Here is a 25,799-nt window from a genome sequence, read left to right as displayed (position 1 = left end):
GTGATCGTGGTTCCCGCAGTGCTCGGCCGATACGCCGTCTCGACGCGGAAGCCGTACGACCGGAGCTTGGCGAGGCGAAACCGTAGTAGTAGAAGGAGACATCATGCGAGGTAGGACGAGTGCTCTCGTGGCCTTAGCGGTCACCGCCTCTCTGGTGGTGGCGCCTGCCGCGACGGCCGCGACACCACAGTGTGACACCAAGCCCATCCTGACAGCGCTGGAGGCGCTGAAGCGCGTCGGCGCCCCAGGGATCGCCGTGACGGTGAAGAGTCCGCGCTGCGGCGTCTGGAACGGCGGCGTCGGCCTCGCCGACCGCAGGACGGGCCGTAAGGTCGTCGGCAATGAGCACAGCCGTATCGGCAGCGATACCAAGACCTGGACGGCCACGATCGTGCTTCAGCTCGTCGGCGAAGGCAAGATCAACCTCGATGACACCGTCGACCACTATCTGCCCGGTCTCATCCGCACCAAGCTCTACGATGGCCGCAAGATCACGATCCGGCAGCTCCTGCAGCACACCAGTGGCCTGCCCGACTACCTGGACGCGCCGTTCTGGGACAACGAGGAGGCGCACCGCTGGGATCACATCGAGCCCTTGCAGACGGTCAAGCAGGCGCTGACTCTGCCCCCGCCCGATGACAGGACTCCGTCGGGCTTCGCCTACGCCAACACCAACTACAACCTGGCCGGACTGATCGTCACGAAGGTCACCGGTCGCAGCATCGACACCGAGATCGACCAGCGGATCATCAAGCCCCTCGGGCTGCGCGAGACCTACTGGCCTGGCGACCAGACCACGATCGCCAAGCCGGACCTGCGGAGCTACGTGAAGCGGGCTAAGACTCTGGTGGACAGGACGGAATGGAACACCTCCGAGGCCGACGCGTCGGGTGAGCTGATCTCCACCGGTGCCGATGCGACCGCCTTCTGGACCGCGCTGATGACAGGGCAACTGCTGGCCCCAGCCCAGCTCGCCGAAATGAAGCAGACCATTCTGGACGACCTTGGCCAGGACTACGGCCTGGGAATCGAGGGCTATCGGCTCGCCCCAGACCTCGTCGCCTGGGGACACAGCGGCAGTATGGCCGGCGGCCACACGTTCAGGAACGCCGTCACCGATGACGGCCAACGGGCCGTGACCCTGCTGATCGACACGGACACCTTCAACTCAGGCGAGGTCGAATCCGTCATCGGTAATCTCATCCGCGACCTCCGCTGACCCCTCCTTCGCCGCCAGGGGAGCCGTTCTCGCGGCGTTGGTTGGCCCGCCGGCTGCCAACGGTGCTGCGTCCGCTCATAGCTGGTCACTCCGGCGACGTTGCGGGCCTGCTCCGGGCGTGACCCAGCAGGCCCGCATCCAGGTGAAGTCCCGGATCGCGACGATGGTGCGATGGCCGGTCTCGTACACCCTCGAGAAGGCAATCGCCACGACCGACCTGCGTACGCTGATCTCCACTTGCAGGACGCCGGCCATGTCCCCGCCGGGTTCGTCGTCTTCCAGCGCCCTGCACGTCCAAGGGCATGGGCTTCCTGATTCAACCGGATTGCGCGTACTCGGTGAGAATCTCGTCGATCACTCGTTTGGCTTCTGCAGCCGCAACATGGTCCCCCTGCTGCGCACCGGCATAGATGATCAGCGCCTTCCACAGTGCCCAGCCACGCCCACGGGCCCACGTCCCAGGGTCGACATCAAGCCTTGTGCGGAATGCTTCACGGCTCGCCCCGGACAGGAGCGTCCAGGCGATCGCCACGTCGCACGCGGGGTCGCCGACACCGCAACTCCCGAAGTCGATGACGGCAGCCAGCGCGCCGTCACGGACCAGAAGGTTCCCTGGGGCTACGTCGCCGTGGAACCACACCGGCCGGCGATCCCAGGACGCCCGCAGCGCCGATTGCCAGATCTCCGTGATGGGGTCCCGGGGTATCCGACCGTCGAGCACTTCAAGCGCGCGTTGCGTCTGGGGGTCGTAGAGCCGCAGTGGCCCGCCACGGAACCAGTTGTGCAGTCCCGGCTCGGGCCCTCCGGTCGGATCGACGTGTCGCAATGCGACAAGGAAGGCGGCCAGGTTGTCCGCGAAATCGGTCAGGTTGCCGATGGTGTCGATTGCCAGCGGGTTCGCCGTCGATCCATTCATATACGGACCAGTGGAAACCGAACCCTTCGTCGGGTTCGCCTTTCGCCAACGGCGTCGGTATCCGTAGCGGCACCCGTGGCGCAAGTGTTGGCAGCCATCGGTGTTCCTTGTCCACGGCCAGCGCATACTCCCCGATTTTGCGCGCCGTACCCCGCAATCCGCCACTTCAAGGGGTACCGGTAAGAAACGTGTCAGTGACTGAGCCTGTACCGCGTCAAAATACAGCCACGACGGCTCTGACTCCCAGCTCAAACCATGTGTGCGAGTTTTGACGCGCTGCAGGGTGTGGCGATGACGACTTCGGCCGTCCGCACCATCTAACGGGAGCGACAGGCCGGCGGCTGCCTCAGCGGCCACTGCTCCGGGGCAGTGCGGCCCAGGCCGTCGAGAGGCGGCTGACCAGTTCTGCCGAGGTGTCCGGGGCGAAGGAGCAGGGGAGGCGGATGTAGTTGTCGTGGGCGCCGGTCGGATCCATTGTGGCGCCCGGGATGACCTCCGCGCCGTGGCGCAGTGCCACCTGTGCGTAGATCCTGGCGTCGGTGCCCGGGGGAAGCCGGATCCACAGGACGGAGCCTCCCTGCGGTTCCTGCCAGCGCCAATGCGGAAGCTGCTCGGCCAGCAGTCGGGTGATGGTGGCGAGTCGCTCACGGCGGATGCGGTCCCGCTCGGGTGCGAGGGCCGGGAGCTCGGGGAGTAGCCGGGCGGCGAGGGCTTGGTCGAGGAGTGGGCTGCCGAGGTCGTTGAGCGCCTTGAGCCGGGCCAGGCGTGCCACGGCGTCCTGCGGCGCGCGGATCCAGCCGATGCGCAGGCCGCCCCATACCGCCTTGGTCAAGGAACCCACCGTCAGCACGGTTGCTCCGGCAGGGTGCGCGGCGATCGGCGGCGGAGCCTGCCCGGGGGCGAGAGCCGCCGCGTGGGCGCTGTCCTCCAGGAGGGTGACGCCGTGTTCTGCGGCGAGCTCGGCCACTCGGCGACGGCGTCCGGCGGACATCAGGGTGCCGGTGGGGTTGTGGTAGGTCGGCATGACGTAGAGCAGCGCGGGCCGGTGTCCGGCGAGCGCGGTGGCGAGCCGGTCGATCCGGATGCCGTCGGAGTCGAGTTCGACGCCGACCAGCTGTGAGCCGGCCGCTCTGAGGACGTCCAGGCAGCCCGGCCACCCGGGGGATTCCACGATCGTGGTTGACCCGCGTCCGAGATAGAGCTGGGCGCTCAGGGTGACGGCCTGCGTGGCACCGGTGGTGACCACCACTTGGTCGGGTGTGGTCGGCAGTCCGTGCGCGGTGTGGTGGGCGGCGATCGCTGCCCGCAGCGCGGGGAGTCCGGCCGGGTGGTAGCCCGCGTCGAGGATCAGCCCGGGCAGGTCCTCGCGGACCAGGTGGAGCAGCGCCTGGGCCAGATCCGGACCGCCGGCCTCGGCCGCCTGCCCCAGCGAGATGAGGTTCGGCGGCTGTGCCACCAGCCGCTGGATCACCGCGGTGGCCTGGCCTCCCTGCACCCGCCCGTCCGCCGGAACCCGGTGGACGACGGCTGCTCCCGACACCCGCGTGCCGCTGCCCCGGCGGGTCTCGACCAGGCCCGACCCACGCAGTGCGTCGTAGACGGCGACCACCGTCGCCCGGCTGACCGAGAGGGCGTCGGCGAGCCGCCGCTCGGACGGCAGGCGGTCACCGGTACGCAGGTCCCCGGACCCCACGGCTCGGACGAACGCTTCGGTGAGCCGCCGGTACAGCGGACCCTCGGCCGAACTCCACTCGCCCAGCAGGTCGATCAGTTCGGACGTCTCGGACATCCCGCGATGCCGGTCCACTTTCCCTCCATTTGTACGGGTATATACGAGCCGCTGCTGCCAGAGGCTAACGGCACGACATGCGGGTGGCAGCCATCTGTGACCCGTCTCTCCTCGCCGCGAGAGACGGCGCGGGAAGGCACGCCGAGCGGTCAGCCCACCTGCGCCGTTGGCGGGCGAGGTCCGGACGACCCACTGAAGCTTCCGGCCCTCGTCCATCGACAGCTGACTCCGGAAAACGGTCCACTTCGGCGGAAAGTGGACCGTTTGGACCACAATCCAATCGCACAGGCTTGCCGAATGGACAACCGGCTGAAGGCGATCTGCGACCTGTCCGTGCCGAGCGCGCGGGAACGGACGGGCAGGCACGAGTACGACGGGGTGCCGCAGGACCTGTCCCCGTCCGGGGTGCGGGCCGGGCTGGCCGCGCTGGGCGGACCCGGCTACCCGGATCGGTACGACGAGGAGCTGGCGCTGGTCGCCGAGCACACGCTGCGGGTGTCGTTCGGCGAGCTGGAACTGCACCGGTCCAATCCGCTGTGGCACATCGCCAACCTGGAGCTGACCTGTTACGACCGCGAGTACGCCGCCGAGGCGAGGCGGGCCGAGGCGCGGCGAGCGCACCTGGCGGCCTGGCCGGACGCGGTGGACGCGGCGGTGACCGCGCTGGACCGGGTGTCCGCCCCGGTCGCCACGGCCGCGCTGCCCGCGGCGCGTGGGCTGGCCACCGGGGTGCACGACCGGGCCGCGCTGGGTGCGCTGGACCGGCTGGTGGCACACCTGGAACACGCGGCGAGGCACGGCGAGCCCACCGCCGCGCTGGGCGCATCCGCGTTGACCGCGCTGTTGTCGGCCACCGAGGCCCTTGACGCGGACCTCACCAACCTGGTCACCCGTGCGGAGCTGGAACAGAAGCGGTTGCGGCAGCTGCTCGACGAGTCCTGCCGCCGGATCGACCCGGACGCGCCGAGCGAGCGGACCGTGCGGGCGCTGCTGGCCGACCGGCCCACCCCGGAACAGGTGGTCGGCGAGGCCGCCGCACTGGTCGCCGAGGTGATCGCGTGGACGGCCGAGCAGGGACTGGTGCCCTACGACGACGGCGAGTGCCTGGTCGGGCCGACACCGCCGTCCCAGCCATGGCAGGTGGCGGCGATGGTGCCCGCCGCGCCGGGGGAGCCGGACGCGCCGAGCCGGTTCTACGTCACTCCGCCCGGACCGGACTGGCCGGAGCGGGACCGCGAGCAGTGGCTGTCGCTGTACGCGCGGTCGTTTCTGCCGGTGATCGCCGTGCACGAGGTGGCTCCCGGCCACTTCTCGCACGGCAGGGCGTTGCGACGGGTGGCCTCGCCGGTGCGCCGTACCTGGCTGTCCGACGCGTTCACCGAGGGCTGGGCGCACTACACCGAGGAACTGGCGCTGGAACAGGGCTTCCGGTCGGCCGACCCGGGGTTCCCCGTGGCGGTGGCCAGGGACGGGCTGCTCAGGATCACCCGGTTGATCTGCTCGATCGGGCTGCACAGCGGGGACCTGTCGGTGGCGGACGCGACGCGCCGGTTCACCGAGGACGCATTCCTGGAGGGCCGCACCGCCACCAGGGCGGTGCACCGGCTGTTGCTCGACCCGCTCTGCGGCGGGTACGCGTGGGGCAAACTGGCCATCCGCGACCTGCGGGACCAGGCGCGCGAGCGCTGGGGTGCCGGATTCTCGCTGCGCAGGTTCCACACCGCGCTGTTCGACCTCGGCGCGCCCCCGCTCGGCCTGCTGGACACCGCACTGGAGCGCGGCTGATGCCGGAGCAGGCGCGGCTGCTCGCGTTCGCCGTGGCCTCGTTCGCGCTGATCGCCGCACCCCGCCGCAGTTCACCGTTCCACGGGACGACGTGCGCTCGAATCGCCGAAGCCGGCCACCGACTCAGGAGTGGGTCTGGCCCCACCCACCCGTACGGCCAAGCCCATATTGGGCCGGTCAGGCGCTAAATAGCATCGCTACCACAACGACACGGAGGAGAAAGATCATGGCGAACGCCAGCGACATCACGACCGCGACGGACCTCGGCGACGCCCGCACCCAGGAGGCCTTCACCACGGTGAAGAAGTGCGTCACGCTCTTCGGTGCTGTCGGCGCCATCGTCCTCGGGGTGGTTGCCGTGATGGCGTTCACCGGCCACGAGGCGTCCTCGTTCATGTGGATCCGGGGAGCCATCCTGCTCGCGGTCACTCCGCTGATCTACCGGATGACCATCCGCGCTTCGGAGGGGTCGTACAAGGCTTTCGACCGCGTGCGCACCTTGTCCACCATCATGCCGGTCGCGATCATCGGCGTCGACCTGATCCCCGGCCTCTGCCCAGCGTGGTACGCCGTGCTCCAGGGTCTGTCTGCGCTGGCCCTGGTCGGCGTGGCCGTCATCACCCGTGGTTCCGTGCTGAGCGCCGCCTTCCCCGGAAAGAAGTGAAGTCCTGAGGACCTGAACGACGGCGAGTTGGTCCACCGGCTCACCCATCCCCGTTACGGAGTGATCAAGATGTACGGGGCCAAGGTGCCGGCCCGATCAAGGGCGACTGCGCAAGCGGTAGTCGCACCCTGACGCGGAGCCCGCCAGCGGGGCGGGGAGTGAGGGTGAGGGTTCCGTCGTGTGCCTGGGTGATGCTTTTGACGATTGCCAGGCCGAGGCCGACACCTGCGTGGTCGGTGCGTATGCGTTCGGTGCCGCGCTGAAACGGCTCGACAAGCGAGGAAACCAAGTTCGGGGCGAGCTTCTCGCCGGTGTTCTCGACAGTGAGCACCACAGTCTTGGAGTGAACGCTGGTCGTGACCCACACGGTGCCCTGTTCGGGCAGGTTGTGGACGATCGCGTTGTGCACGAGGTTCGTAGTCATCTGCAGCAGGAGCGCGTGTGAGCCGGTGGTGGGGGTCACGTCGCCGGAGGTCTCGATGGTGAGGCCGCGTTTTTCTGCGAGGGGGAGGAGCGTTTCAGCGGCTTCTTCCGCGATGAGGGACAGGTCGACGTGTACTCGGGTGAAGGACCGTTGGTCGGCGCGGCTGAGCAGGAGCAATGCTTCAGTGAGGTCGATCGCTCGGGTGTTGACGGCGTGGAGGCGGTCGACAAGTTCGCCGGTGTCGCGGTTGCGATCGTTACGGGCCACGTCGAGAAGTGCCTGCGCGATCGCCAGTGGGGTGCGCAGTTCGTGGGAGGCGTTGGCTGCGAATCTCTGCTGTTCGGCGACGTGTGCTTCGAGTCGTACGAGCATGGCGTCGAAAGCGTCGGCGAGTTCGCGGAACTCATCTCTGCGGCCCGGTAGCCGGATTCGGTGGGAGAGCGATCCGCTCGTGGCCATGCGGGTGGCGTCTGTGATGCGAGTCAGGGGGGCGAGCATCCGGCCGGCGAGAAGCCACCCTCCCACGAGACCGAACATCAGCAGGAACGCCAACACGATGGCCGCGACCGGAGCAAACGAACGCATGATGACGGAGCGGTTGATCATCAAGTCGCCGGTGGTGTAGATCGCACCATCGGGTAGGCCTCGCAGGAAGTAGACCCCCACGGCGGCGAGTAGCAAGGCACCTGCGAGCACGAGGAACCCGGCGTAGCTGAGGGTGAGTTTGAGGCGAACACTCAAACCAGGGGCTCTATCCACGGTCCCCTCCCTGTGCCGATGCGGTAGCCGACGCCCGCCACGGTGGCGATGATTGCTGGTTCGCCGAGCCGTTTGCGCAGTGCCGAGACAGTGATGCGCACGGCGTTGGTGAAGGGGTCGGCGTTCTCATCCCACGCTCGCTGTAGGAGTTCTTCGGCGCTGACGACACCGCCTTCGGCAGCGACGAGGACCTCGAGCACGGCGAACTGTTTCCGGGTGAGCGCGACGTAGCGGCCGTCGCGGTAGACCTCGCGGCGGAACGGATCCAGACGCAGGCCGGCGATCTCTCGCACGGGTGGTCTGTTGTGGGCGCGCCTGCGGTCGAGTGCTCTGAGACGGAGCACGAGTTCTTGGAGTGCGAAGGGCTTGGTGAGGTAGTCGTCGGCGCCGAGTTCGAACCCGGAGGCCTTGTCGTCGAGCCGGTCGGCAGCGGTGAGCATGAGGATAGGCATGCCGCTGCCGGAGGCGACGATGCGTTTGGCGATCTCGTCGCCGGAGGGGCCGGGGATATCGCGGTCGAGGACGGCGATGTCGTAGGCGTTGACGCTCAGCAGTTCCAGAGCGGTGTCACCGTCACCGGCGATGTCGGCGGCGATCGCTTCCAGGCGTAGACCATCGCGGATGGCCTCTGCCAGAAAGGGTTCGTCCTCGACGATCAACACACGCACACTCTCGAGGCTACGAGCCGGAGCATATCGTCGGCATATCGAAAACCAGATACGTGCTGACAACTCCACGCTGCCTTGACTGGCGGCATGACCTACAGGGAACCAGCACGAACGGCAGCCCGCCGTACCCGATCGGCCATCCTCCCTGCCCTTGTAGTCGTCAGCGCGGCGCTTGTCGGTCTCCTCGTTTACCAGTCGCTGGCGACCTCCTCGGCCGGATCACCCACCGACATTCTTCACGGCGACCACCATGGTGCACTTGGCGAGGCAGATGGCGCCGTCCCTGACGGCGTGACGGTCTTCGATGACGAAATTCCGGCCGTGGCCAAGCTCGACCCCGATCTGCTCGGTGCCCTGCGCCGAGCTGCAACGGATGCCGCGGACGACGGGGTCGAGTTCTTCGTCAACAGTGGCTGGCGTTCCCCGGAGTACCAGGAACAACTACGCCATGAGGCTGTCTCGGAGTACGGCTCAGAAAAGGAAGCTGCCCGATGGGTGGCCACCGCGGACAAGTCTCTTCACGTGTCGGGGGACGCGGTCGACATCGGGCCCTCCGATGCCACGGCGTGGCTGTCCGAGCACGGCGCCGAGTACGGGCTGTGCCAGATCTACAGCAACGAACCCTGGCACTACGAACTGCGCCCCGAAGCCATTGATGACAGCTGCCCGCCCAGGTATGCCGACCCTACGCACGATCCAAGGATGCGGCGGTGACCAGCAGCAAGCCCACCCGAGAGTCTGCTTGACACCAGCGTCCTGGATCAGGAGCGCTGCCTGTGCCGGTACTCCGTCACCGGCACACCGCCGACGCCCCAGTCCTCCAGTTCGACCTCGTCGACCACGACGAACGTCGTGGCGGGATCCTTGTCGAGCACGTCCACCAGCAGCTGGGTGACCCCCTTGATGATCTCCGCCTTCTGCTCGGGCGTCGCGCCCTCACGGGTGATCTTCACATTGACGTACGGCACGGCTCAGTCCTTCCTTGTCGCATGAACGGGTCGAATGATGGGGCGATCGGTCTTCAGGCGCGGCCGGTCACGTAGCCGCCGTCGACGCGCAGGATGTGTCCCGTGGTGAACGCCGCCTCGGCGAGATAGAGCACCGCGGCGGTGGTCTCCTCGACCTCGCCGACCCGGTTCAGCAGGGCGATACCGCCGTAGGAGTCCACCTCGGAAGCGCTGTGCAGCGGCGTCCTGATGACTCCGGGCGCCACGAGGTTGACCCGGATGCCGTGGCCGGCCAGCTCGGCGGCCAGGCTCGTGGTCAGCGCGTGCACCCCGCCCTTGCTCACCAGGGGAGCGGAGGCGGCGTATCCCGCCATGGCGTGGTCGACGAGGACGGTGCCGATGTTGACGATGGATCCGCCGCCCTGGGCGATCATCCGACGTACGACGGCCTGCGTGGTGAGGTACGTGCCCTTGAGGTTGGCGGTCAAGAAGCCGTCCAGCTCTTCCTCGGTGACATCCACGAACGGCTTCGGCGCGAAGGCGCCCGCGTTGTTGACCAGGACGTCCACCCCGCCGAACCGCTCGACGGCCGCGGCGACCAGCGCCTCGCCGGTGGCCCTGGCCCCGATGTCCCCGGCCACCGCGGCCAGCCGCTCCGAGGAGCCGAGCAGGGCGGCCGCCTTGGCGAGCCTGTCGGGGTCGCGGCCGTTGAGCACGATGTTGGCGCCTCGCTCCAGGAACGCGCGGGCGATGTCGAGGCCCATGCCGCTGGACGATCCGGTGACGATGACGGTGCTGTTTCTGCTGGACACGGTGGTCCTCCTGAGTGGTGTTCCTGACCTGACACCAGGACCGTACGGCCCGAGAAACCCATTCGTCCAAGACGAAGTTATGGGCATAATGATAAGCTGAGCTTATGGACCTGGACGTGGATCTGCGCGATCTCGAGCTGCTGGACGCCCTGGCGGACAGCGGCACACTGACGGCCGCCGCCGAACGTCTCTACGTGAGCCAGCCCGCCCTGAGCCAGCGCCTCACCAAGCTGGAGGAGAGGCTGGGCGTGCGGCTGTTCGAGCGGCAGGGGCGCAGGCTGGTGCCGAATCCCGCGGGGCGGCGGATGCTGGTCGCGTCACGCCAGGTCCTGACCGAGCTGCGCGCCGCCACGCGCGATGTGCGGGAGATCCGCGACGGTCGCGACCGTCGGGTGCGCTTCACCTCGCAGTGCAGCACCACGTTCCAGTGGTTGCCCCCCGTCATCCGCGGCTTCCGCGAGCAGCAGCCGGAAGCCGAGGTGCGGATCGAGTCGGTCCCCGGTGACGAGCCCATCTCCGCCCTGGTCGAGGACCTGGTCGATGTCGCGTTGGTCACCAAGCTCGACCGTCAGATGGATCGCGTCCAGCTGACCCGCCTGTTCGAGGACGAGATGGTGGCCGTCGTCGCGGACCGGCACCCCTGGGCGCATCGCCGCCATGTCACCGCGCGTGACTTCGACGACGCCCATCTCATCCTCTACGACATCTATGACCAGAACCGGATCCCCGCCACGCCCCTGCCCATCCCGCACGGCGCCCGGCCCGCCCGCGTCACCACGATGCCGGTCATCACCGACCTGCTGATCGAGATGGTCGCCGGTGGAGAGGGAGTGACCATCCTGCCCAGCTGGGTCGCCGCCCCCTACGTGACCTCGCACCACATCAGCCTGGTGCAGGTCGGGGCCAGGCCGCAGACCCGGGTCTGGTACTGCGCCACCCGCCCCGGCACCCAGCCGCCGCACGTCGCGGCCTTCGCCCGGGAGCTGACCCGCCAGCTTCGCCAGGACACACCCGACCGCCCCGAGCCCGCACCGACACAGGCCTGAACGGCCCGAGGGCGGCGCACGGACGGAGGCCTGATCGGCCGGAGATGGCCGAGGCCGAGCATGCCGTAGCCCATGGGCTGGTCCGGGGAGTTGCTGCAGGGGTCGAAAGTCACCCCGACGACCTTCTTCTTTGTCGGGGTGACCTTCCAGCCGGGGGAGTAGAGCCTGTATGAGCGGCTACTCGAGAACCGGACCGGAGTCGGCGGCGGGAGCGTCCTACGATCGGGGTATGACGGGCTTTCGCGTGCTGGTCGTGGAGGACGACCGGGTCATCGGCTCGGAACTGGCAGAGGCGCTGTCGGCGAACGGCTACGAGGCGTTCCTGGCCGAGACCGGCCGCGCGGCCCTGGAGCGGGCCGAGCAGCTGCCTCCCGATCTGACGCTGCTCGACCTGGGGCTGCCCGACGTGGACGGCGTGGCGCTGTGCCGCAGGCTGCGCCTGACCACGCCGGAGACCGTGATTGTCGTTCTGACCGCCAGGACCGAGGAGTTCGAGGTTGTGGTGGCGCTGGACGCCGGCGCCGACGACTACCTCACCAAGCCGTTCCGGCTGGTGGAGCTGCTGGCCAGGGTCCGCGCCCACCTGCGGCGGCAGTCCGCGATCCTGGATGACCGGGTGCTCACGGTCGGCGACCTGCGCATGGACATGGCGGCCCGCCGCGTCTACCTGGGCGAGGTGGAGGTGCCGCTGCGGCCCAAGGAGTTCGACCTGCTGTCGCTGCTGGCTTCACGGGCGGGCGAGGTCGTCACCCGCGAGGAGATCATGGACGTGGTCTGGGACGAGAACTGGATGGGCTCGACCAAGACCCTCGACGTGCACGTGTTCGCGCTGCGCCGCCGGTTGATGGAATACGGCCAGGACCTGCAGCGGATCGCCACGGTCCGCGGCCACGGCTACCGCTACGAGCGCTGACCGGGCAGCAGCAGGCTGAACAGGGCCGGCTTGGCGCGCTTGAGTACCAGCCGCCCGCCCTCGGCCTCGGCCAGTGAGCGGGCCAGCGCCAGCCCGATGCCGTGCCCGCGCTCGCCGTTGCGGATGAACGGGTCGTCGGTGTCCGGCATCCCCGGGCCGTGGTCGCTGATATCGATGGCCACCCCGGGCCCGACGCTCGACACGGCGACGTCCACCGCGCCCCGGCCGTGCCGCATCGCGTTGTCCATCAGGACGCTCAGGACTTGGCGGACCGCGGCGGGCCGCGCGGTGACCGGGTCCAGCCCTGGCTCGATCGAGATCGACAGCCGCCGCCCCCGCTCGGCCAGCGGCCCGTGCCAGGTGCCGCGCACCTCCTCCATGACCGCGGGCAGGTCCAGCGGCTCCTCTGGCGTGCCGCGGTTGAGCCGGACCAGGTCGTCGATCACCTGCTGTAGTTCTTCACCGCGCTGGATGGCCGTGCGTACAGCTGGCGCGAGATCGGCGCCAGGCTGTGCCAGCGCCTTGTCCAGGCCGAGCAACTGCCCGGCCAGCCCGGTGCGGAGCTGGTGCGACACGTCGGAGCTGAAGCTCCGCTCGCGCGCCACCACGTCACCCAGCCGCCGGGCCGTAGCCTCCAGAGCTTGGCCCGCCTCGTCGGCTTCGCGCAGCCCCGAGTGCGTGTGCCTGATGCTGAAGTCACCGCCGCCCAGTGCCCGTGCCGCCCCGGTCAGCCGCTCCAGGGGTACGGCCAGCCGCGCCGACTGCCGCACGCCCAGCACCGCCGACACCCCGACCGCGGCCAGCCCGAGCGCCGCCATGATCAGCCACGCCCGGTGCACGCGATCCTCGATGACCTGGTACGGCATGGCCACCCGCACCACCAGCGCGATCCCGCTGTCGGAAGGAACCGGCGCCGACACCGCCAGGTACTCGTCCTGGACCGCCTCGTGCGTGCGCCCGTCCCTGCTGGCCGCGCTGACACGGGACACGGCGGGACCCGCCCCCGCCACCCGGGCGCCCGCAGTGGTGTACACGCCGACGGTCAGCTCGTCGGAGAAGTCGGCGGGCAGCTTGAGCGGCACCCCCGAATCGGGCGCGGCGTCGTCGGGGATCGTGGCGGCGATCCAGCCGGCGTCGCGCTGCAGCCCGGTCACCGCCTCGTTACGGAAGAGCAGGTTGACCGCGTAGGCCAGGGGCACGCCGAAGAGCGCCACGGCCAGCACCGTGCCGCAGAGGATGGCCGTGACCATCCGGCGCCGTAGCGGCGTCCCTTCGCGCACCACATCTCCAGAGTCGCAGATGGCAGGTAAGAAGCGGTCTAACCTGCTTCTAGGGTGCCGCTGACCAGGGGTTTTCTAGTGTTTGCGGTATGGGAGCACGGCAGAAGATCCTGGGACTCGGCATCGTAGGCCTGCTGGCCGGTTGCGCCGGCAGCCCACCGCCGGCCACCACGCACGCGCAGACGGTCGTCCAGGCCACCACACCGGACCCGCAACCAACGGAATCCAACCCGCCAGGCGATATTCCGGACAACACGGTTTTCGTGGCATATCGGCATCCTGGCCAGCCGTACCAGCTGAAGGTTCCCGAGGGATGGGCCCGCACGGACCTGCCCACCGGGGCGAGCTTCACTGACAAGCTGAACACGGTCCGCGTCGAGGCGGCGCAGGCCGCCGCCGCGCCGACGGAGGCCTCGGTCAAGACGCAGGTGAAGGGGGAGATCCGCAAGGTCGGCATGGTGAGCAGGCAGGGCGGCAAGGCCATCCGTGTGGTCTACCGGGCCGACAGCCAGCCCGACCCGGTCACGGGCAAGGTCGTCAGGGACGAGATCGAGCGCTACGTCTTCTACCGCAACGGCCACGAGGTCGTGCTGACGCTGAGCGGGCCGGTTGGCGCCGACAACGTGGACCCGTGGCGGACGGTCTCCGACTCCTTCCGGTGGACCTCGTGATCCTCGAGGCCGAGGAGCTGTACCGCTTCTATCGGGCGGGCGAGGAGGAAACCAGGGCGCTGCGCGGCGTGTCACTGCACGTGCAGGCGGGCGAGGTCATCGCCGTCAGCGGCCCGTCTGGCGCGGGCAAGTCCACGCTGCTTGCCTGCCTGGCCGGGCTGGACGACCCCGATGGCGGCATGGTCAGGGTGGACGGGCAGCGCATCAGCCACCGTCCCGAGGCCGAGAAGGCGGCGCTGCGGGCCCGGCTGGTCGGAGTCCTGTTCCAGAGCGGCAACCTGATCGAGCATCTGACCGTCGGGGGCAACGTCGACTTCGTCCAGCGGTTGACCGGCCGGCGCGACGTCGCCTGGCAGCGGTCCATCCTGGACGCGCTGGGCCTGACCAAGCGGGAACGGGCTTGGCCGAGCCAGCTGTCCGGCGGCGAGGCGGCCCGCGCCGGGCTGGCTGTCGCGCTGGCCAACCGTCCGGCGCTGCTGCTGGCCGACGAGCCGACAGGTGAGCTGGACGAACAGACAGAGGCGCCGGTGCTGCGGCTGATCCGCGAGCAGGCGGGCGAGCACACCGCGGTCGTGATCGCCTCCCACAGCCGGGCGGTACGCCGCCTGGCCGACAGGGTGGTGGAGTTGAAGGACGGGCGGACGCTGTGAACGAGCTCGTGACCTGCCGGGACGTGGCCCGCACCTACGGGCGCGGCGTCGGCGCGGTGGTCGCCGTGCACGGCGTGACCTGCGCGCTCGGCGCGGGCGACCAGGTGGCCATCACCGGGCCGTCCGGCTCGGGCAAGACCACGCTGTTGCATCTGCTGGCCCGGCTGGACAGCCCCACCTCGGGCACGATCACCTGGCCCGGGCTCGACGGCCGGATCGGCGTCGTCTTCCAGGGACCCAGCCTGGTGCCATCGCTCGACGTCGTGGAGAACGTCGCGCTGCCGCTGGTCATCGCCGGCCTGCGCGAGCCGGAGGCCAGGCAGCAGGCGCTGATCGCGCTGGCCACCATCGACCTGGCCGACCTGGCTGAGTCGTTGCCGGAGGAACTGTCGGGCGGACAGGCTCAGCGGGTGGCCGTGGCCAGGGTGCTGGCCAGCTCGCCCCGGCTCATCATCGCCGACGAGCCCACCGCGCAGCTCGACTCCGCCATGGCGATCCGCGTGATCGACCTGCTGGTCGGCGTGGCCACCAGGCTGAACGCGGCCCTGGCGATCGCCACCCACGATCCGGAGGTCGCCGCGCGGCTGCCGGAGAACTGGACGATGAGAGATGGGGCCCTGGCATGCTGATTCCCGCGTGGCTGCGCGGCCTGCTCGCCCGCCGGACGGGCCGGCTGGCGGCGGCCGCGGCCGGAATCGCGCTGGCGGTGGCGCTGCCTGCCGCCCTCGGCGCCTTCCTGGCCTCGGCCAAGGCCAGTATGACCGCCCGCTCCGTGCAGAGGGTGGCGGTCGACTGGCAGGTCGAGGTGCAACCCGGCGAGACCCTGTCGGCGCCGATGCCCGGCGTGTCGCGGAAGGTGGACTTCGCCAGGGTCAGCGGATTCGAGGCCAACCAGGCGGGGCAGGTGCTGACGACCGGCCCCGGCCAGGTGCTCGGGTTGCCCGCCGACTACGCCTCCGTCTTCCCCGGCGAGATGCGGCTGCTCGCCGGGTCGGCCACGGGGCCGCTGCTGGCCCAGCAGACGGCCGCGAACCTGCATGCCGTACCGGGATCGACCGTGACCGTCCACCGGCCTGGGCTGCGCGACGCGCAGGTGAAGGTGGCGGGGGTCGTGGAGCTGCCGCAGGCCGATTCGCTGTTCCAGCGGGTGGGCGCCCCAACGGGCGCGCAGCCCGCGGCGCCGCCGGACAACGTGCTGATCCTTCCCGCGGCCGACTGGCAGTCGCTGGTGGCCAAGGACCGGGTCCGCACGCAGTACCACGTGCGGATCGACCACCGGCTGCCCGCTGACCCCGCCGAGGCTTACACGCAGGTCACCGGCCAGGCGCGCAACCTGGAAGAGCGGCTGGCCGGCACCGGGCTGGTCGGCGACAACCTGGGCGCGGCGCTCGGCGCCGCCCGCGAGGACGCCCTGTATTCGCAGGTGCTGTTCCTGTTCCTGGGCGTGCCGGGCGTGGTGCTGGCGATCCTGCTCACCTCGCTGGTCATGCGCACGGGCGCGCAGCGGCGAGCCTTCGAGCAGGCGCTGCTGCGCACCAGGGGAATCTCCCGCGCTTCGCTGATCCGCCTGGCGTTGTCGGAGTCGATGCTGGTCGCCGTCGTGGGCACCCTCGTCGGCTTGGGCGTGGCGGCACTGGCGGGCAAGGTGATGTTCGGTTCCGCGGCCGTGTCGTGGTGGGCCGCCGTCATCGGCCTGCTGGTCGCGGCGACAAGCACGCTGGGCCCCGTCACGACCGTCATGCGGGCCAGGCGCACCGTCGGCAGGCCGGAACGCTCGCCCGCCTGGCTGCGCTACGGGCTTGACCTGTGGCTGCTCGCGGGCTCCGCGGTGGTGTTCTGGATCACCGCGCGGAGCGGCTACCAGCTCGTCCTGGTGCCCGAGGGGCTGCCGCAGCTGTCGGTCGACTACTGGGCCTTCGCCGGCCCCGCGCTGCTGTGGACGGGCAGTGGGCTGCTCATCTGGCGCATCGCCCGCGTGCTCCCCACCCGGTGGATCTCCTGGCTGTCCAGGCCGCTGTCCGGGCGCATGTCGGGCATGGTGGCGGCGATGCTGTCCAGGCAGCGGGCGCCGCTCGCGCGTACCGCCACACTGGCGGCGCTCGCGGTCGCCTTCGCCCTGTCGACCTCGGTGTTCGACAGCACCTACCGGCAGCAGGCCCAGGTCGACGCCCAGCTGACCAACGGCGCCGACGTCACCGTCACCCAGACGAGCGCGCCGCCGTCACGGCTCGCCCAGGTGCCCGGCGTGGCGCGAGTCGAGCCGCTGCAGCACCGCTTCGCCTACGTGGGCTCCGACCTGCAGGACCTGTACGGCATCCGGCCGACGACCACGGAGCTGCACGACACGTATTTCGTCGGCGGCACGGCCCGCCAGATCCTCGACCGGCTCGCCAAGCAGTCCGACGCGCTGCTGGTCAGCCAGGAGACGGTCAACGATTTCCAGCTCCACCTCGGCGACCTCATCCGGCTGCGCACCGAGAACGGGAAGATCATCCCCTTCCACTACCAGGGGATCGTCACCGAGTTCCCCACGGCGCCCCGCGACAGCTTCCTGGTGGCCAACGCCTCCTACCTGGCAGCGCAAGCGCCCACCGACACCACGTACCTGATCACTACGGACGGCACGCCGCCGCACCAGGTCGCCGCGGCGGTCCGCGGCGCCGTCGGGCCCACCGCGAAGGTCACCGACGTGGAGACGGCCAGGCAGGTGGTCGGCTCCAGCCTCACCGCGGTGGACCTGTCCGGGCTGACCACGATCGAGCTGGCCTACGCGCTGGCCCTGGCCGGGCTGGCCACCGGGCTGCTGCTGGTGCTCGGCTTCACCGAGCGGCGCAGGACCTACGCGCTGGCCACTGTGCTCGGGGCGAACAAGCGCCAGGTGGGATCGTTCATCTGGACCGAGGTGGCCCTGGTCGGGCTGCTGGCGGTGGTGCTGGGCGCGCTCTGCGGGTGGGCGCTGTCGCGGATGCTGGTCGCGGTGCTCAGCGGCGTGTTCGACCCGCCGCCCGACGCCCTGGCCATCCCGTGGGTCTACCTCGGCCTGGTCGCGATCCTGGGGATGGGCGCGCTGCTCGTGGCCGGTGCCGTCGCCGTCAAAGCCGCGGCGCGGCCTCCGCTGACCGTGCTTCGCGACCTATGACGGCCAGCAGCCGCTCGCACTCGAGGTCGCCGTCGGCCGCGGTCCAGCCGGGCGTGCGCGCGGCCAGGCCCACGGCGACGGCCGTGACCAGGTGGTCCGTCAGTCGTTCTCGTTCTCGCCGGACGCGTCGCCATGGCTGTCGGCCTGCTCGCCGCCGCTGCCCTGGGCGGTGGCGTCCTTGCCGCCGTCCTCCTTGCCGCCGTCCTCCTGGGCGTTCTCGTCCTGGCCGGCGTCCTCCTTGCCGGCGTCGTCGTCCTTGCCGGCCTCTTCCTGTCCGGCTTCCTCCTTGGTGCCGGTCTCCTGGCCCTCCTTCTCGTCCTGGCCCTTGTCCACCTTGTCGAGCTTGGTCTGATCCGCCTGCTGCTGCGAGATCGTGGGGGAGCTGGTCGGCGTGGGGGCGCCGTTCTGTGCCACGGCATAGGCGGCGCCGCCACCCACGACGAGCGTGGCGGCCGCGGCCAGGCCGGCGACAATGATGGGCTTGCGCATGCGAATCCTCCGGTGTGAGGGGGTTGTCATCACCTCGAGGCTGCCGGGGGCGGCGATAGCGCGACCCTGCGGGATCCCTAACGCGGGGTTAACGGAACACCGCGACCGCTCGGGCGCCCCCGGAGGGCGAGGCGGCCAGCGTGAGAGAGCCGCCGGAGCGCTCGGCGGCGCGGCGGACGATGTCCAGGCCGAGCCCGGTGGACGAGCCGCCGCTGATCCCGCGCGCCGCCGGGTCGGCGTGCGCGTAGCCGGGCCCCTCGTCTGACACAGTCAGTACGGCGCCGCCGTCCTGGCCAGGGCGCAGCTCCACCCGGAAGGCGGTCCCTTCGGGCGTGTGCGCGAACACGTTCTCCAGCAGGGCGTCCACGCAGGTCGTCAGCGCCTCGTCGGACAGGGAGACGGGCAGCGGTGCGTGCGGCAGGTCGGTGCGTACGGGCCTGTCCTGGTCGCGGGCCAGCATCGCCCAGTGCTCGACCCGCTCGGCGACGATCGCGGTGGCGTCGCTGCGGCCCGGCCGGTCGTGCCGGGAACGGCGGGCCTCCTTGATCACCTGGGTGACCATGCGCTCCATCGACTCGACCGCGGTGCCGACCCGCTCGGCCTGCTCGGACGACGGCAGCGCGTCCGTCTCCAGGCGCAGCGTGGTCAGTGGGGTGCGCAGCTGGTGCGACAGGTCGGCCACCGCCTCGCGCTCCTCGGCCAGCAGCACGCGGATCCGGTCGGCCAGATGGTTCAGCGCCCCTGCCACCTCGCGCAGCTCATGCGGCCCCTCGGTGGGCGCCCGCGCGGTCAGGTCACCCGCGGCGAGCTGGTGCGAGACGCCCGCCAGACCGGCGATCAGGCGCACCTGGGAGCGGCCCAGCCGGTCGGCGACCACCAGCGCGATCGCCAGCAGCCCGACGCCGATCAGGCCGAGGATCAGCCAGGCCCTGCCGACGCCCCTGGTCAGATCGGCGTCGCTGACGAACGTGCGGATGACCGCGGTGCCCGCCGTACGGCCCTGGACCGACACGACGATCTCCCGGCCGCCCGCAGCCTGCGCGGTCAGGCTGCGGCCCGTGAAGGCCAGCTTCACCGCGTCCGACTCGGCCGCCGGAGCGCCCACCGCCGTCCCGCCCGGCAGGAAGATCGTCAGCGGGCCGCCGTTCTCGCTGTTGGCCTGCTGTACGGCCAGCCGCAGGCTCTCGGGGCTGTCGGCCGACACCAGGGGCACCAGCGACTGCGCGCGGACCAGGGCGTCGGCCGTGGCCCTGTCGGCGGCCAGTGTCTGGGCCAGCAACGCCAACGGGATGAGGAAGGCCACCAGCGCCAGCGAGACCGTGGAGGCGACCAGGACCAGCAGGCGGCGCCTCATGGCTCGACCAGCTTGACGCCCACGCCGCGCACCGCCCTGATGTAGCGCGGCTCCTGGGCGGACTCGCCGAGCTTGTTGCGCAGCCACGACAGGTGGACGTCGACGGTCTTGTCGGCCCCGCCGTACGGGGTCTGCCAGACCTGGGTGAGCAGCTCACGCTTGCTGACGACCTGGCCGCGGCGGACGGCGAGGTAGTAGAGCAGGTCGAACTCCTTGGGCCGCAGGTCGAGCGGCGCGCCGGACAGGGTGACCTCGCGGCTGCGTGGGTCGAGGCGCAGCTCGCCGACGGCGATCGGCGCCAGGTCGTCCTCCTCGCCGCGCTGGCGGCGCAGCACCGCCCGGACGCGGGCCTCCAACTGCACCGCGCGGAAGGGCTTGACCAGGTAGTCGTCGGCGCCGGCGTCCAGGACGCGGGCGATCTCGTCCTCGTCGTCGCGGGCGGTGGCCACGATCAGCGGCACCGAGCTGACCGCGCGCAGCATGCGGATCACCTCGTACCCGTCCAGGTCGGGCAGCCCGAGGTCGAGGATGACCAGGTCGGGGCGCTCGTCGACGGCCATGCGCAGGCCGTTCATCCCGGTGGCCGCGGAGGTGAGGGCGTGGCCGCGCTCGGCCAGCGTGCGCATCAGCGCGGCGCGTACCGTGGGGTCGTCCTCGATGAGCAGAAGCTGGGCCACGCTGTCACGTTAATAGCATGAGCTGGGCGTTCAGTCCGTGTTAGGGGCCGTTTAGGGAAGCGTTAGGCGTGGAGGTGACAGGGTGATGGGTGTGAAACGCCGCTCGACCCTCGGCGTGCTCGGCTGGCTGGCCGTGGCCGCGCTCACCACCGTGACGAGCACGTGGGCGATCTCCCTCCTTGGACAGGGGCTGAGCAGGCACGTGGTCACGCCGATGAGCCAGGTCCAGGTGTCCCAGGCGCTTGCCACCGCCACCACGGCGCCCCAGCCGTCCTCGCCGGCCACCGCGGGCGCCGGACGGGTCTTCGTCACCTCCGGCGGCACGGTCGTCGGCGGATGCGACGGCGACCGGGCCACCCTGCACTCGTGGAGCCCCGCCCAGGGATACGCGGCCGACGAGGTGGAGCGGGGTCCCGGCGCGTCGGCGTCGGTGGAGTTCGAGTCGGAGAACGGCAGGATCAAGGTGTGGATCACCTGCGGCGACGGCCAGCCCGAGCTGCACACCGACACCACAGTCGTCGACTAGGACCGGCCGCAGCGACCGAGCGGATTCGAGCCTTCTGCTACTTGCTACTATTCGTGTGAGTAGTATCTAACCTCGATCGGTTCTCGTCGGGTGCCGTACCCGCGGACCTTGCCGGCGACGACGTCCCCTTTCCCTGTCTGGAGCGTGCGCATGGTGTCCACGACTGCCCCACCTCGGCTGCGGCAGATGACGAGCAAGGTGCCCCTGGTCACCGCGACCTTCTGGGTCATCAAGATCCTGTCGACGACCGTGGGGGAGACGTTCGCGGACTACCTGACGGTCAATGTCGGGCTCGGCCCGGTGGTGACCGATGGTCTGGTGTTCGTCGTCCTGGCAGCGGCGCTGGTGCTGCAGGCATCCTCCCGCCGCTACACGCCATGGATCTACTGGCTGTGCGTGGTACTGGTGAGCATCTCGGGGACTCAGATCACCGACTTCCTCACCGACACCCTCGGGGTCAGTCTCTACGTGAGCACGACGCTGTTCGCGGTGCTCCTGGCCGTGGTCTTCACTGTCTGGTACCGGCAGGAGATGACCCTGTCGATCACCGCGATCAACACGCCCCGGCGAGAGGCGTTCTACTGGGGTGCCATCCTGACCACCTTCGCGCTGGGCACCGCCGCCGGTGACCTGGCCACCGAGGCGTTGAGTCTCGGGTTCCGCAACGGTGCGCTGCTGTTCGGCGGCGCCTTCCTCGTCACGCTGGTGCTGTGGCGGGTCGAGGCCTGGCAGGTGCCCGCGTTCTGGGCCGCCTACATCCTGACCCGCCCACTGGGCGCCGCGATCGGTGACCTGCTCACCCAGGACCACTCGCTCGGCGGTCTCGGCCTGGGCGCGACCCGGACCAGCGTGCTGTTCTTCGCCGTCATCGTGGTGCTCGTCGCCCGCGAGCAGGTGGCCGCGACCATGGCCCGCCGTACAGGCGCACATGCCGGACGCAAGTCGGGTGGGGCGAGCCTGGGACGGCCGGCGGACCTGATGTGGGCCGCCGCAGGCGTCGTCGCCGTCGTCGGGATCGGCGGCTGGATGTCGGCCGGCGCCGCCGACCAGCCTCCCGGCTCGACCGTGGCCGCCGACTCCTCCGGGACGGCAGCGAAGGACCCGGCGGCCCCGAAGGCGCGGCATGTGGCGTCAGCCAAGCTCGGGGACCTGTCCTCGTTCGCGCTCATCATCGACGACGTCAACGCGCGGACGGCCAAGGGCGACCTCGCCGGCGCGAAAGCTCGGATCAAGGACCTCGAAGTGGCCTGGGATGCCGCGGAAGCCGGCCTCAAGCCCCGTTCCCCCGATGACTGGCACGCCTTGGACGACGCGATCGACGGGGCGCTGACCGCGCTGCGCGCCGACCACCCGACCCAGGCACAATGCGCCACGGCGCTGCGAACCCTCGAAAAGACCCTGAACCACCAGCAGGGCTGAACCGCACCACAGCTCGACGTCACCGTCGACGGTGAGGCATCCTACGCTTGAGGTCTGTAGTAGATGTCCCGGGGGTTATGGATGACCGAGTCGCAACCGCGGCAGCCGAGGGAAGAACCTCGGCGACGAACGTCGGGGCGGCGTCCCCCTGGCGCCCTCGAGCAGGAAATCCTCGACTGCCTGACTGCGTCCGATCGGCCGCTGACCCCCGGTGAGGTTCTGACCCGGATGGGCGGAGAACTCGCCTATACCACCGTCATGACCACTCTTGCGCGGCTGCACAAGAGAGGGCTGACCGAGCGGGAGCCTTCCGGCCGCGCGTACGCCTACCGGATCGCGTCCGATGCCGAGGCGGCGCGATCGATCGCCGTGGCCGCGCAGATGCGTCGGCTCCTCGGGACGGGTAGCGACCGGGCCGGCGTGTTGACCCATTTCATCGCCGACCTGGGTCCCGAGGATGAGCGACTGCTCGCTGAGCTGCTGCGCGACTTCGAAGCAGGCCGCCAAGCCGGCGGGGCTGTCCAACGTACGCCGAACCAGGAAGCGGACGACCGCCCGGCGCAGGCTGGCGAGTGAGTGGTGGCGTGGCTGGTGTGGTCACCGCTGGTGGCGAATCTCGTGCTCGGCCTTCTCGGTCCATGGATCGCGCGAACCCTGCCGCCGTGGGCCGCCGCCCGGTTGGTGCCGATCGCGATGGTGGTCGTGGCCCTGGGCACCGGGACGGTGCTGACGACGCTGGGGTTCCTGTCGTTCGCGCAGGTGCCGGAGGTGGCGCTGCTCGGGAGCTGGTCCGTGGGTCGACTCGGCCACGAGCAGCCGTGGCCGGTGGCGGCCGAGGCGGTGGCCGGGATATGCGCCGCGGTGCTGCTCGCCGCAGGTCTGAACACGACCGTGCGGGTCGTTCGCGACCTGGTCAGAGCCGCAGGAACGGCCCGCCGACTGGTGCCGGGACCCGACGGGGTCGTCATCGTTCCTGACGCCATACCGGATGCCTACACTCTGCCTGCTCTGCCCGGGTCCCCTGCGCGTGTCGTCGTGACATCCGCCCTGTTGAGCGCTCTCGACGGTGACGAACGCCGTGTCGTGTTCGCCCACGAGGCGGCTCACGTGTCCGGCCGGCACCACGTATACGTCCAGCTGGCGCAGCTCGCCTCCGCGGCCAATCCCCTGCTGCGCCCCACCGCCCAGGCGGTGTGGTTCGCGGTCGAGCGTGCCGCCGACGAGGCCGCGGCACGCGAGGTCGGCAGCCGTCACCTGGTTGCCCGCGCTCTGGCCCGGGCGGCCCTCGCGAAGGCGGCCGCGCTTCGCGTCGCGGGCGATACCGACGACCCCGGCCACGGGCCCACTGGCGTTTCACCCGTCAGCCTGGCGGCGACCGACGGGCAGGTCGCCCAGCGCGCGGCCGCCCTACTGGCACCGGCCCCGCGCCCGCGCCGCGCAATCGCCGTGGGACTGCTTCTGCTGACCACGATCACGCTCGTGGGCGCGTCGGCAGCAGTGGACCAACTGGACGACCGCCTCGACCAAGCCGCGATGCCCCCAGCCTGTACGGTGCCAAATCCTCCTCGTGGATGCTGACATACGGCTTCGCGCCTGTATGACCTCGTCCGGCCGCTGGCGGGAGCCACGCTTGCCGCGCACCTTTGGGGATGGCCTGCAGTAGTGGGATGAGCTGGGTGACGTCGTTGCGGTTGGCGCCGGTCAGGATGACAGCGAGCGGGCCGCTCGCGTATGCCGGCACGACGGCGCGCTGGATCGACGACTTCCTCAACCACGCTGGACTGCAATAACCCGTGCCTGGCAAGGTCGGCTATCGCATCAGGGCCACGAGCCGCGCACCGGGGCCGCGAGATGCTGCCGATAGGAGGCCTTGTCCGTCTGCGGCTGGTGGAGCATGGCTGCCGCCTGTGTGGTGACCCCCTCGTCAGGATCGGACAGCAGCCGCTCCCGGACGTGATCCGGGGTCGCAGGAGAGGTGGCCAGCCACCAGCGGACCACGACCGAACGGTCACGGGCCAACTGTTCCAGCTCGTCCTCCGACAAGAGGGTGTTCATGGTGAGCGCGGCACGGACGTTAGCGCGGGGATCGCCGACGAGGCGGTGCCGTTGTTCGGCTGTGAGCAGCGGGTTATCCGTGGTCGCTGCTCTGACCTCGGCATCGGGGTCGCCGACCAAGGCGTCCAGGATGGCAGGCTCCTGGGTACGGTGAGCCAGAGCCGCCCGCACGGCCGGAGCCGGATCGGCCAGCAGGCTGCGCTGAACCACGACCTCCAGGCCGGAACGCTCGGCCAGCAGCTGTCGTAGGGACGCATCCGGCGAGGTGCGGATGGCATCGATGACCTCGCTGTCGAGGTTGGGATGATCGGGCACCTCCCACCGCACCGACCAGTGCGGGTCACGGATCAAGACCGCGAGAATGGGTGCCGGGCAGGCCGGGTTGGTGACCACCGCCTGGCGGGTCTTGCGGTCGGGATCGGTGGCCAGCATCGCCAATACCTCGGGGAAACCGGAGGTCGCCGCGGCCCGCCGTACTGCAGGCGAAGGGTCGGAGGCGAGCCGTACGACCAGCTCGGCCGCAGCAGCGGGATCGGCTGCCGCGGCGACGCGGTCGGCGACGCGCCTGCTGCGCGCCAGAGCCGTCAGGTCCGTGGTCACCGCGGGTAGCCGATCTCGTCGATGGCCTCCTGGAGATCCTCCAGCGCACGTGCGGGGTTGAGCTGGGCGACGATCTCGGCGGTCAGCGGGCGCAGCGCGTAGAGGTGTTCGATCGCCGCCAGCGGAAGATCGACCTCGAAATACTCGGCGGCGTACTCCTGGTAGGAGCCCTCGGCAGTGAAGACGATTGAGTACCCATCCCCGGAGCCGTTGTTCATCGACGCCATCTCCTGCCCCTCGCCCCAGTGGGCGTCGTAGCGGAAGCAGGGGAAGTCGTCGGTCAGGATGGCGTCCAGCATTGCCATGGCCTTGCTGCGTTGGCGCAGGTCAGCAACATCAGGGAAACGGGCGGCCAAGTCATGCACAGTCACGGCTGGCATTCAACCGCACAAGACCGACATTCGACACCGAACGGGTCCGGCTGCGCGAGCACGACTGTCCGGCGCCTAGTCGAACCAGACGACGAGCCGCACTTGTTCCGCGCCATGCAGCCCGGCAAGCGTCCTCATCACATCCCAAACCGGTGCCCAATGGGTCTGTGGGCCGGCGGCAGAACTTCTGCTGAGTGTGCCGGACCGGTCGGTTTCGTCCCAGTTGGCGGTGGCCAGTTCGGCCCAGCTGATCCACGTCGTTCCCCATACGTCCTCTGGGCCGCCCGAAGCGTTGAACACGTCCCGTAGTCCGTCGGAGGCGTCCTCAGGTAGGCCGCGCCCCTCGGTCAGCGGCTGGAACCCGAAGGAGTTGCGGACGCCGAACAGGCAGGCGAGTGCGTCATACGCGTTGCCGATGTTCAAGAGATAGAGATCGATGGCGGCTTGCCGTTCCTTGTGCTCCTCGTCTCCTTCCCAGAGATAGGCCCAGGGTCTGCACTCGATCATCCCGCCTACTTCGGTGGACATGTCCGCATTCTGCCGAGAAGCGATCAAGCTTGTCGCTTCGGTTTCGCAAGGCCTGTCCATCGTTGTCGAGCGACGCGCGCGTGTACTGAAGGAGTGCC

Annotated in this window: 26 protein-coding genes and 1 pseudogene; 14 read left to right on the top strand and 13 right to left on the bottom strand. The window is 70.0% G+C overall.

Annotated elements, in window-relative coordinates; genetic code table 11:
- Positions 1-127 precede the first annotated feature (127 nt).
- Positions 128-1,219 (top strand): serine hydrolase domain-containing protein, encoded by a 1,092-nt coding sequence (locus ACIBHX_RS23935; protein WP_397069415.1) that lies wholly within the window; start codon positions 128-130, stop codon positions 1,217-1,219.
- A 316-nt stretch (positions 1,220-1,535) separates the two neighbouring features.
- Here the strand turns inward: ACIBHX_RS23935 and ACIBHX_RS23930 are convergent.
- A pseudogene (locus ACIBHX_RS23930) lies at positions 1,536-2,208 on the bottom strand (aminoglycoside phosphotransferase family protein).
- A gap of 273 nt (positions 2,209-2,481) precedes the next feature.
- Positions 2,482-3,924, bottom strand: coding sequence for a PLP-dependent aminotransferase family protein (locus tag ACIBHX_RS23925; protein ID WP_397069414.1), 1,443 nt, complete (start codon positions 3,922-3,924; stop codon positions 2,482-2,484).
- A gap of 297 nt (positions 3,925-4,221) precedes the next feature.
- Between ACIBHX_RS23925 and ACIBHX_RS23920 the strand changes: the two genes are divergently transcribed.
- A complete protein-coding gene (locus ACIBHX_RS23920; RefSeq protein WP_397069413.1) occupies positions 4,222-5,709 on the top strand; it encodes a DUF885 family protein in 1,488 nt (495 codons plus the stop codon).
- Positions 5,710-5,935: 226 nt separating this feature from the next.
- Positions 5,936-6,373 (top strand): hypothetical protein, encoded by a 438-nt coding sequence (locus tag ACIBHX_RS23915; protein WP_397069412.1) that lies wholly within the window; start codon positions 5,936-5,938, stop codon positions 6,371-6,373.
- Positions 6,374-6,437: 64 nt separating this feature from the next.
- On the opposite strand, the gene ACIBHX_RS23910 is transcribed toward ACIBHX_RS23915, so the two are convergent.
- Positions 6,438-7,556 carry a sensor histidine kinase gene (locus tag ACIBHX_RS23910; RefSeq protein ID WP_397069411.1) on the bottom strand — a complete coding sequence of 373 codons (1,119 nt, stop codon included), beginning with the start codon at positions 7,554-7,556 and terminating at the stop codon, positions 6,438-6,440.
- Positions 7,535-8,224 carry a VanSc-type vancomycin resistance response regulator transcription factor VanR gene (vanR-Sc, locus tag ACIBHX_RS23905; protein WP_397069410.1) on the bottom strand — a complete coding sequence of 230 codons (690 nt, stop codon included), beginning with the start codon at positions 8,222-8,224 and terminating at the stop codon, positions 7,535-7,537. Before vanR-Sc ends, ACIBHX_RS23910 begins: the two co-directional genes overlap by 22 nt.
- Before the next feature lie 87 nt (positions 8,225-8,311).
- Between vanR-Sc and ACIBHX_RS23900 the strand changes: the two genes are divergently transcribed.
- The gene (locus ACIBHX_RS23900; protein ID WP_397069409.1) at positions 8,312-8,938 is read left to right on the top strand and encodes a M15 family metallopeptidase; all 627 of its coding nucleotides are present in this window, start codon (positions 8,312-8,314) and stop codon (positions 8,936-8,938) included.
- Between the two features lie 47 nt (positions 8,939-8,985).
- On the opposite strand, the gene ACIBHX_RS23895 is transcribed toward ACIBHX_RS23900, so the two are convergent.
- Together ACIBHX_RS23895 and ACIBHX_RS23890 are read right to left on the bottom strand one after the other, a co-directional pair.
- On the bottom strand, positions 8,986-9,192 hold the full coding sequence (locus ACIBHX_RS23895; RefSeq protein ID WP_397069408.1) for a 4-oxalocrotonate tautomerase family protein: 207 nt from the start codon (positions 9,190-9,192) through the stop codon (positions 8,986-8,988).
- A gap of 53 nt (positions 9,193-9,245) precedes the next feature.
- Positions 9,246-9,983: an SDR family NAD(P)-dependent oxidoreductase gene (locus tag ACIBHX_RS23890; RefSeq protein WP_397069407.1), complete on the bottom strand. Its 738-nt coding sequence runs from the start codon at positions 9,981-9,983 to the stop codon at positions 9,246-9,248.
- Between the two features lie 104 nt (positions 9,984-10,087).
- Here ACIBHX_RS23890 and ACIBHX_RS23885 point away from each other — a divergent pair, with 104 nt between their 5' ends.
- Together ACIBHX_RS23885 and ACIBHX_RS23880 are read left to right on the top strand one after the other, a co-directional pair.
- Positions 10,088-11,029, top strand: coding sequence for a LysR family transcriptional regulator (locus ACIBHX_RS23885; RefSeq protein WP_397069405.1), 942 nt, complete (start codon positions 10,088-10,090; stop codon positions 11,027-11,029).
- A gap of 229 nt (positions 11,030-11,258) precedes the next feature.
- Positions 11,259-11,942: a response regulator transcription factor gene (locus ACIBHX_RS23880; protein WP_397069404.1), complete on the top strand. Its 684-nt coding sequence runs from the start codon at positions 11,259-11,261 to the stop codon at positions 11,940-11,942.
- On the opposite strand, the gene ACIBHX_RS23875 is transcribed toward ACIBHX_RS23880, so the two are convergent.
- Complete coding sequence (locus ACIBHX_RS23875; protein ID WP_397069403.1) at positions 11,930-13,222, bottom strand: ATP-binding protein; 1,293 nt, start codon at positions 13,220-13,222, stop codon at positions 11,930-11,932. The two genes, ACIBHX_RS23880 and ACIBHX_RS23875, sit on opposite strands and share 13 nt — an antisense overlap.
- 89 nt (positions 13,223-13,311) lie before the next feature.
- Here ACIBHX_RS23875 and ACIBHX_RS23870 point away from each other — a divergent pair, with 89 nt between their 5' ends.
- Genes ACIBHX_RS23870 through ACIBHX_RS23855 form a run of 4 tightly spaced genes read left to right on the top strand, consistent with a single transcriptional unit; the run spans position 13,312 to position 17,682 of the window.
- On the top strand, positions 13,312-13,893 hold the full coding sequence (locus ACIBHX_RS23870) for a hypothetical protein (protein WP_397069402.1): 582 nt from the start codon (positions 13,312-13,314) through the stop codon (positions 13,891-13,893).
- Positions 13,881-14,543, top strand: coding sequence for an ABC transporter ATP-binding protein (locus ACIBHX_RS23865; protein ID WP_397069401.1), 663 nt, complete (start codon positions 13,881-13,883; stop codon positions 14,541-14,543). Before ACIBHX_RS23870 ends, ACIBHX_RS23865 begins: the two co-directional genes overlap by 13 nt.
- On the top strand, positions 14,540-15,172 hold the full coding sequence (locus ACIBHX_RS23860) for an ABC transporter ATP-binding protein (RefSeq protein ID WP_397069400.1): 633 nt from the start codon (positions 14,540-14,542) through the stop codon (positions 15,170-15,172). The genes ACIBHX_RS23865 and ACIBHX_RS23860 overlap by 4 nt, the downstream gene beginning before the upstream one ends.
- On the top strand, positions 15,166-17,682 hold the full coding sequence (locus tag ACIBHX_RS23855) for an FtsX-like permease family protein (protein WP_397069399.1): 2,517 nt from the start codon (positions 15,166-15,168) through the stop codon (positions 17,680-17,682). The genes ACIBHX_RS23860 and ACIBHX_RS23855 overlap by 7 nt, the downstream gene beginning before the upstream one ends.
- A gap of 99 nt (positions 17,683-17,781) precedes the next feature.
- On the opposite strand, the gene ACIBHX_RS23850 is transcribed toward ACIBHX_RS23855, so the two are convergent.
- From ACIBHX_RS23850 to ACIBHX_RS23840, 3 genes are all read right to left on the bottom strand, one after another.
- Entirely contained in the window at positions 17,782-18,171 is a 390-nt protein-coding gene (locus ACIBHX_RS23850) for a hypothetical protein (RefSeq protein ID WP_397069398.1), read from the bottom strand.
- A gap of 88 nt (positions 18,172-18,259) precedes the next feature.
- Complete coding sequence (locus ACIBHX_RS23845) at positions 18,260-19,525, bottom strand: ATP-binding protein (RefSeq protein WP_397069397.1); 1,266 nt, start codon at positions 19,523-19,525, stop codon at positions 18,260-18,262.
- A complete protein-coding gene (locus tag ACIBHX_RS23840; protein ID WP_397069396.1) occupies positions 19,522-20,202 on the bottom strand; it encodes a response regulator transcription factor in 681 nt (226 codons plus the stop codon). Before ACIBHX_RS23840 ends, ACIBHX_RS23845 begins: the two co-directional genes overlap by 4 nt.
- 91 nt (positions 20,203-20,293) lie before the next feature.
- Here ACIBHX_RS23840 and ACIBHX_RS23835 point away from each other — a divergent pair, with 91 nt between their 5' ends.
- From ACIBHX_RS23835 to ACIBHX_RS23820, 4 genes are all read left to right on the top strand, one after another.
- Positions 20,294-20,728, top strand: coding sequence for a hypothetical protein (locus ACIBHX_RS23835; RefSeq protein WP_397069395.1), 435 nt, complete (start codon positions 20,294-20,296; stop codon positions 20,726-20,728).
- A gap of 186 nt (positions 20,729-20,914) precedes the next feature.
- Positions 20,915-22,147 carry a hypothetical protein gene (locus tag ACIBHX_RS23830; RefSeq protein ID WP_397069394.1) on the top strand — a complete coding sequence of 411 codons (1,233 nt, stop codon included), beginning with the start codon at positions 20,915-20,917 and terminating at the stop codon, positions 22,145-22,147.
- A 63-nt stretch (positions 22,148-22,210) separates the two neighbouring features.
- A complete protein-coding gene (locus ACIBHX_RS23825; RefSeq protein ID WP_397069393.1) occupies positions 22,211-22,723 on the top strand; it encodes a BlaI/MecI/CopY family transcriptional regulator in 513 nt (170 codons plus the stop codon).
- A 3-nt stretch (positions 22,724-22,726) separates the two neighbouring features.
- The gene (locus ACIBHX_RS23820; protein WP_397069392.1) at positions 22,727-23,725 is read left to right on the top strand and encodes a M48 family metalloprotease; all 999 of its coding nucleotides are present in this window, start codon (positions 22,727-22,729) and stop codon (positions 23,723-23,725) included.
- Between the two features lie 240 nt (positions 23,726-23,965).
- On the opposite strand, the gene ACIBHX_RS23815 is transcribed toward ACIBHX_RS23820, so the two are convergent.
- The 3 genes from ACIBHX_RS23815 to ACIBHX_RS23805 form a co-directional block, all read right to left on the bottom strand.
- Positions 23,966-24,802 carry a hypothetical protein gene (locus ACIBHX_RS23815; protein WP_397069390.1) on the bottom strand — a complete coding sequence of 279 codons (837 nt, stop codon included), beginning with the start codon at positions 24,800-24,802 and terminating at the stop codon, positions 23,966-23,968.
- Positions 24,799-25,173 carry a hypothetical protein gene (locus ACIBHX_RS23810; RefSeq protein ID WP_397069389.1) on the bottom strand — a complete coding sequence of 125 codons (375 nt, stop codon included), beginning with the start codon at positions 25,171-25,173 and terminating at the stop codon, positions 24,799-24,801. The genes ACIBHX_RS23815 and ACIBHX_RS23810 overlap by 4 nt, the downstream gene beginning before the upstream one ends.
- 75 nt (positions 25,174-25,248) lie before the next feature.
- The gene (locus ACIBHX_RS23805) at positions 25,249-25,701 is read right to left on the bottom strand and encodes a hypothetical protein (RefSeq protein ID WP_397069388.1); all 453 of its coding nucleotides are present in this window, start codon (positions 25,699-25,701) and stop codon (positions 25,249-25,251) included.
- Positions 25,702-25,799: the final 98 nt, after the last annotated feature.

Origin of the sequence: Nonomuraea sp. NPDC050536, assembly GCF_044457685.1 — a bacterium.
GTDB lineage: Bacteria > Actinomycetota > Actinomycetes > Streptosporangiales > Streptosporangiaceae > Nonomuraea.
This window is presented reverse-complemented; position numbering and strand designations above follow the sequence as displayed.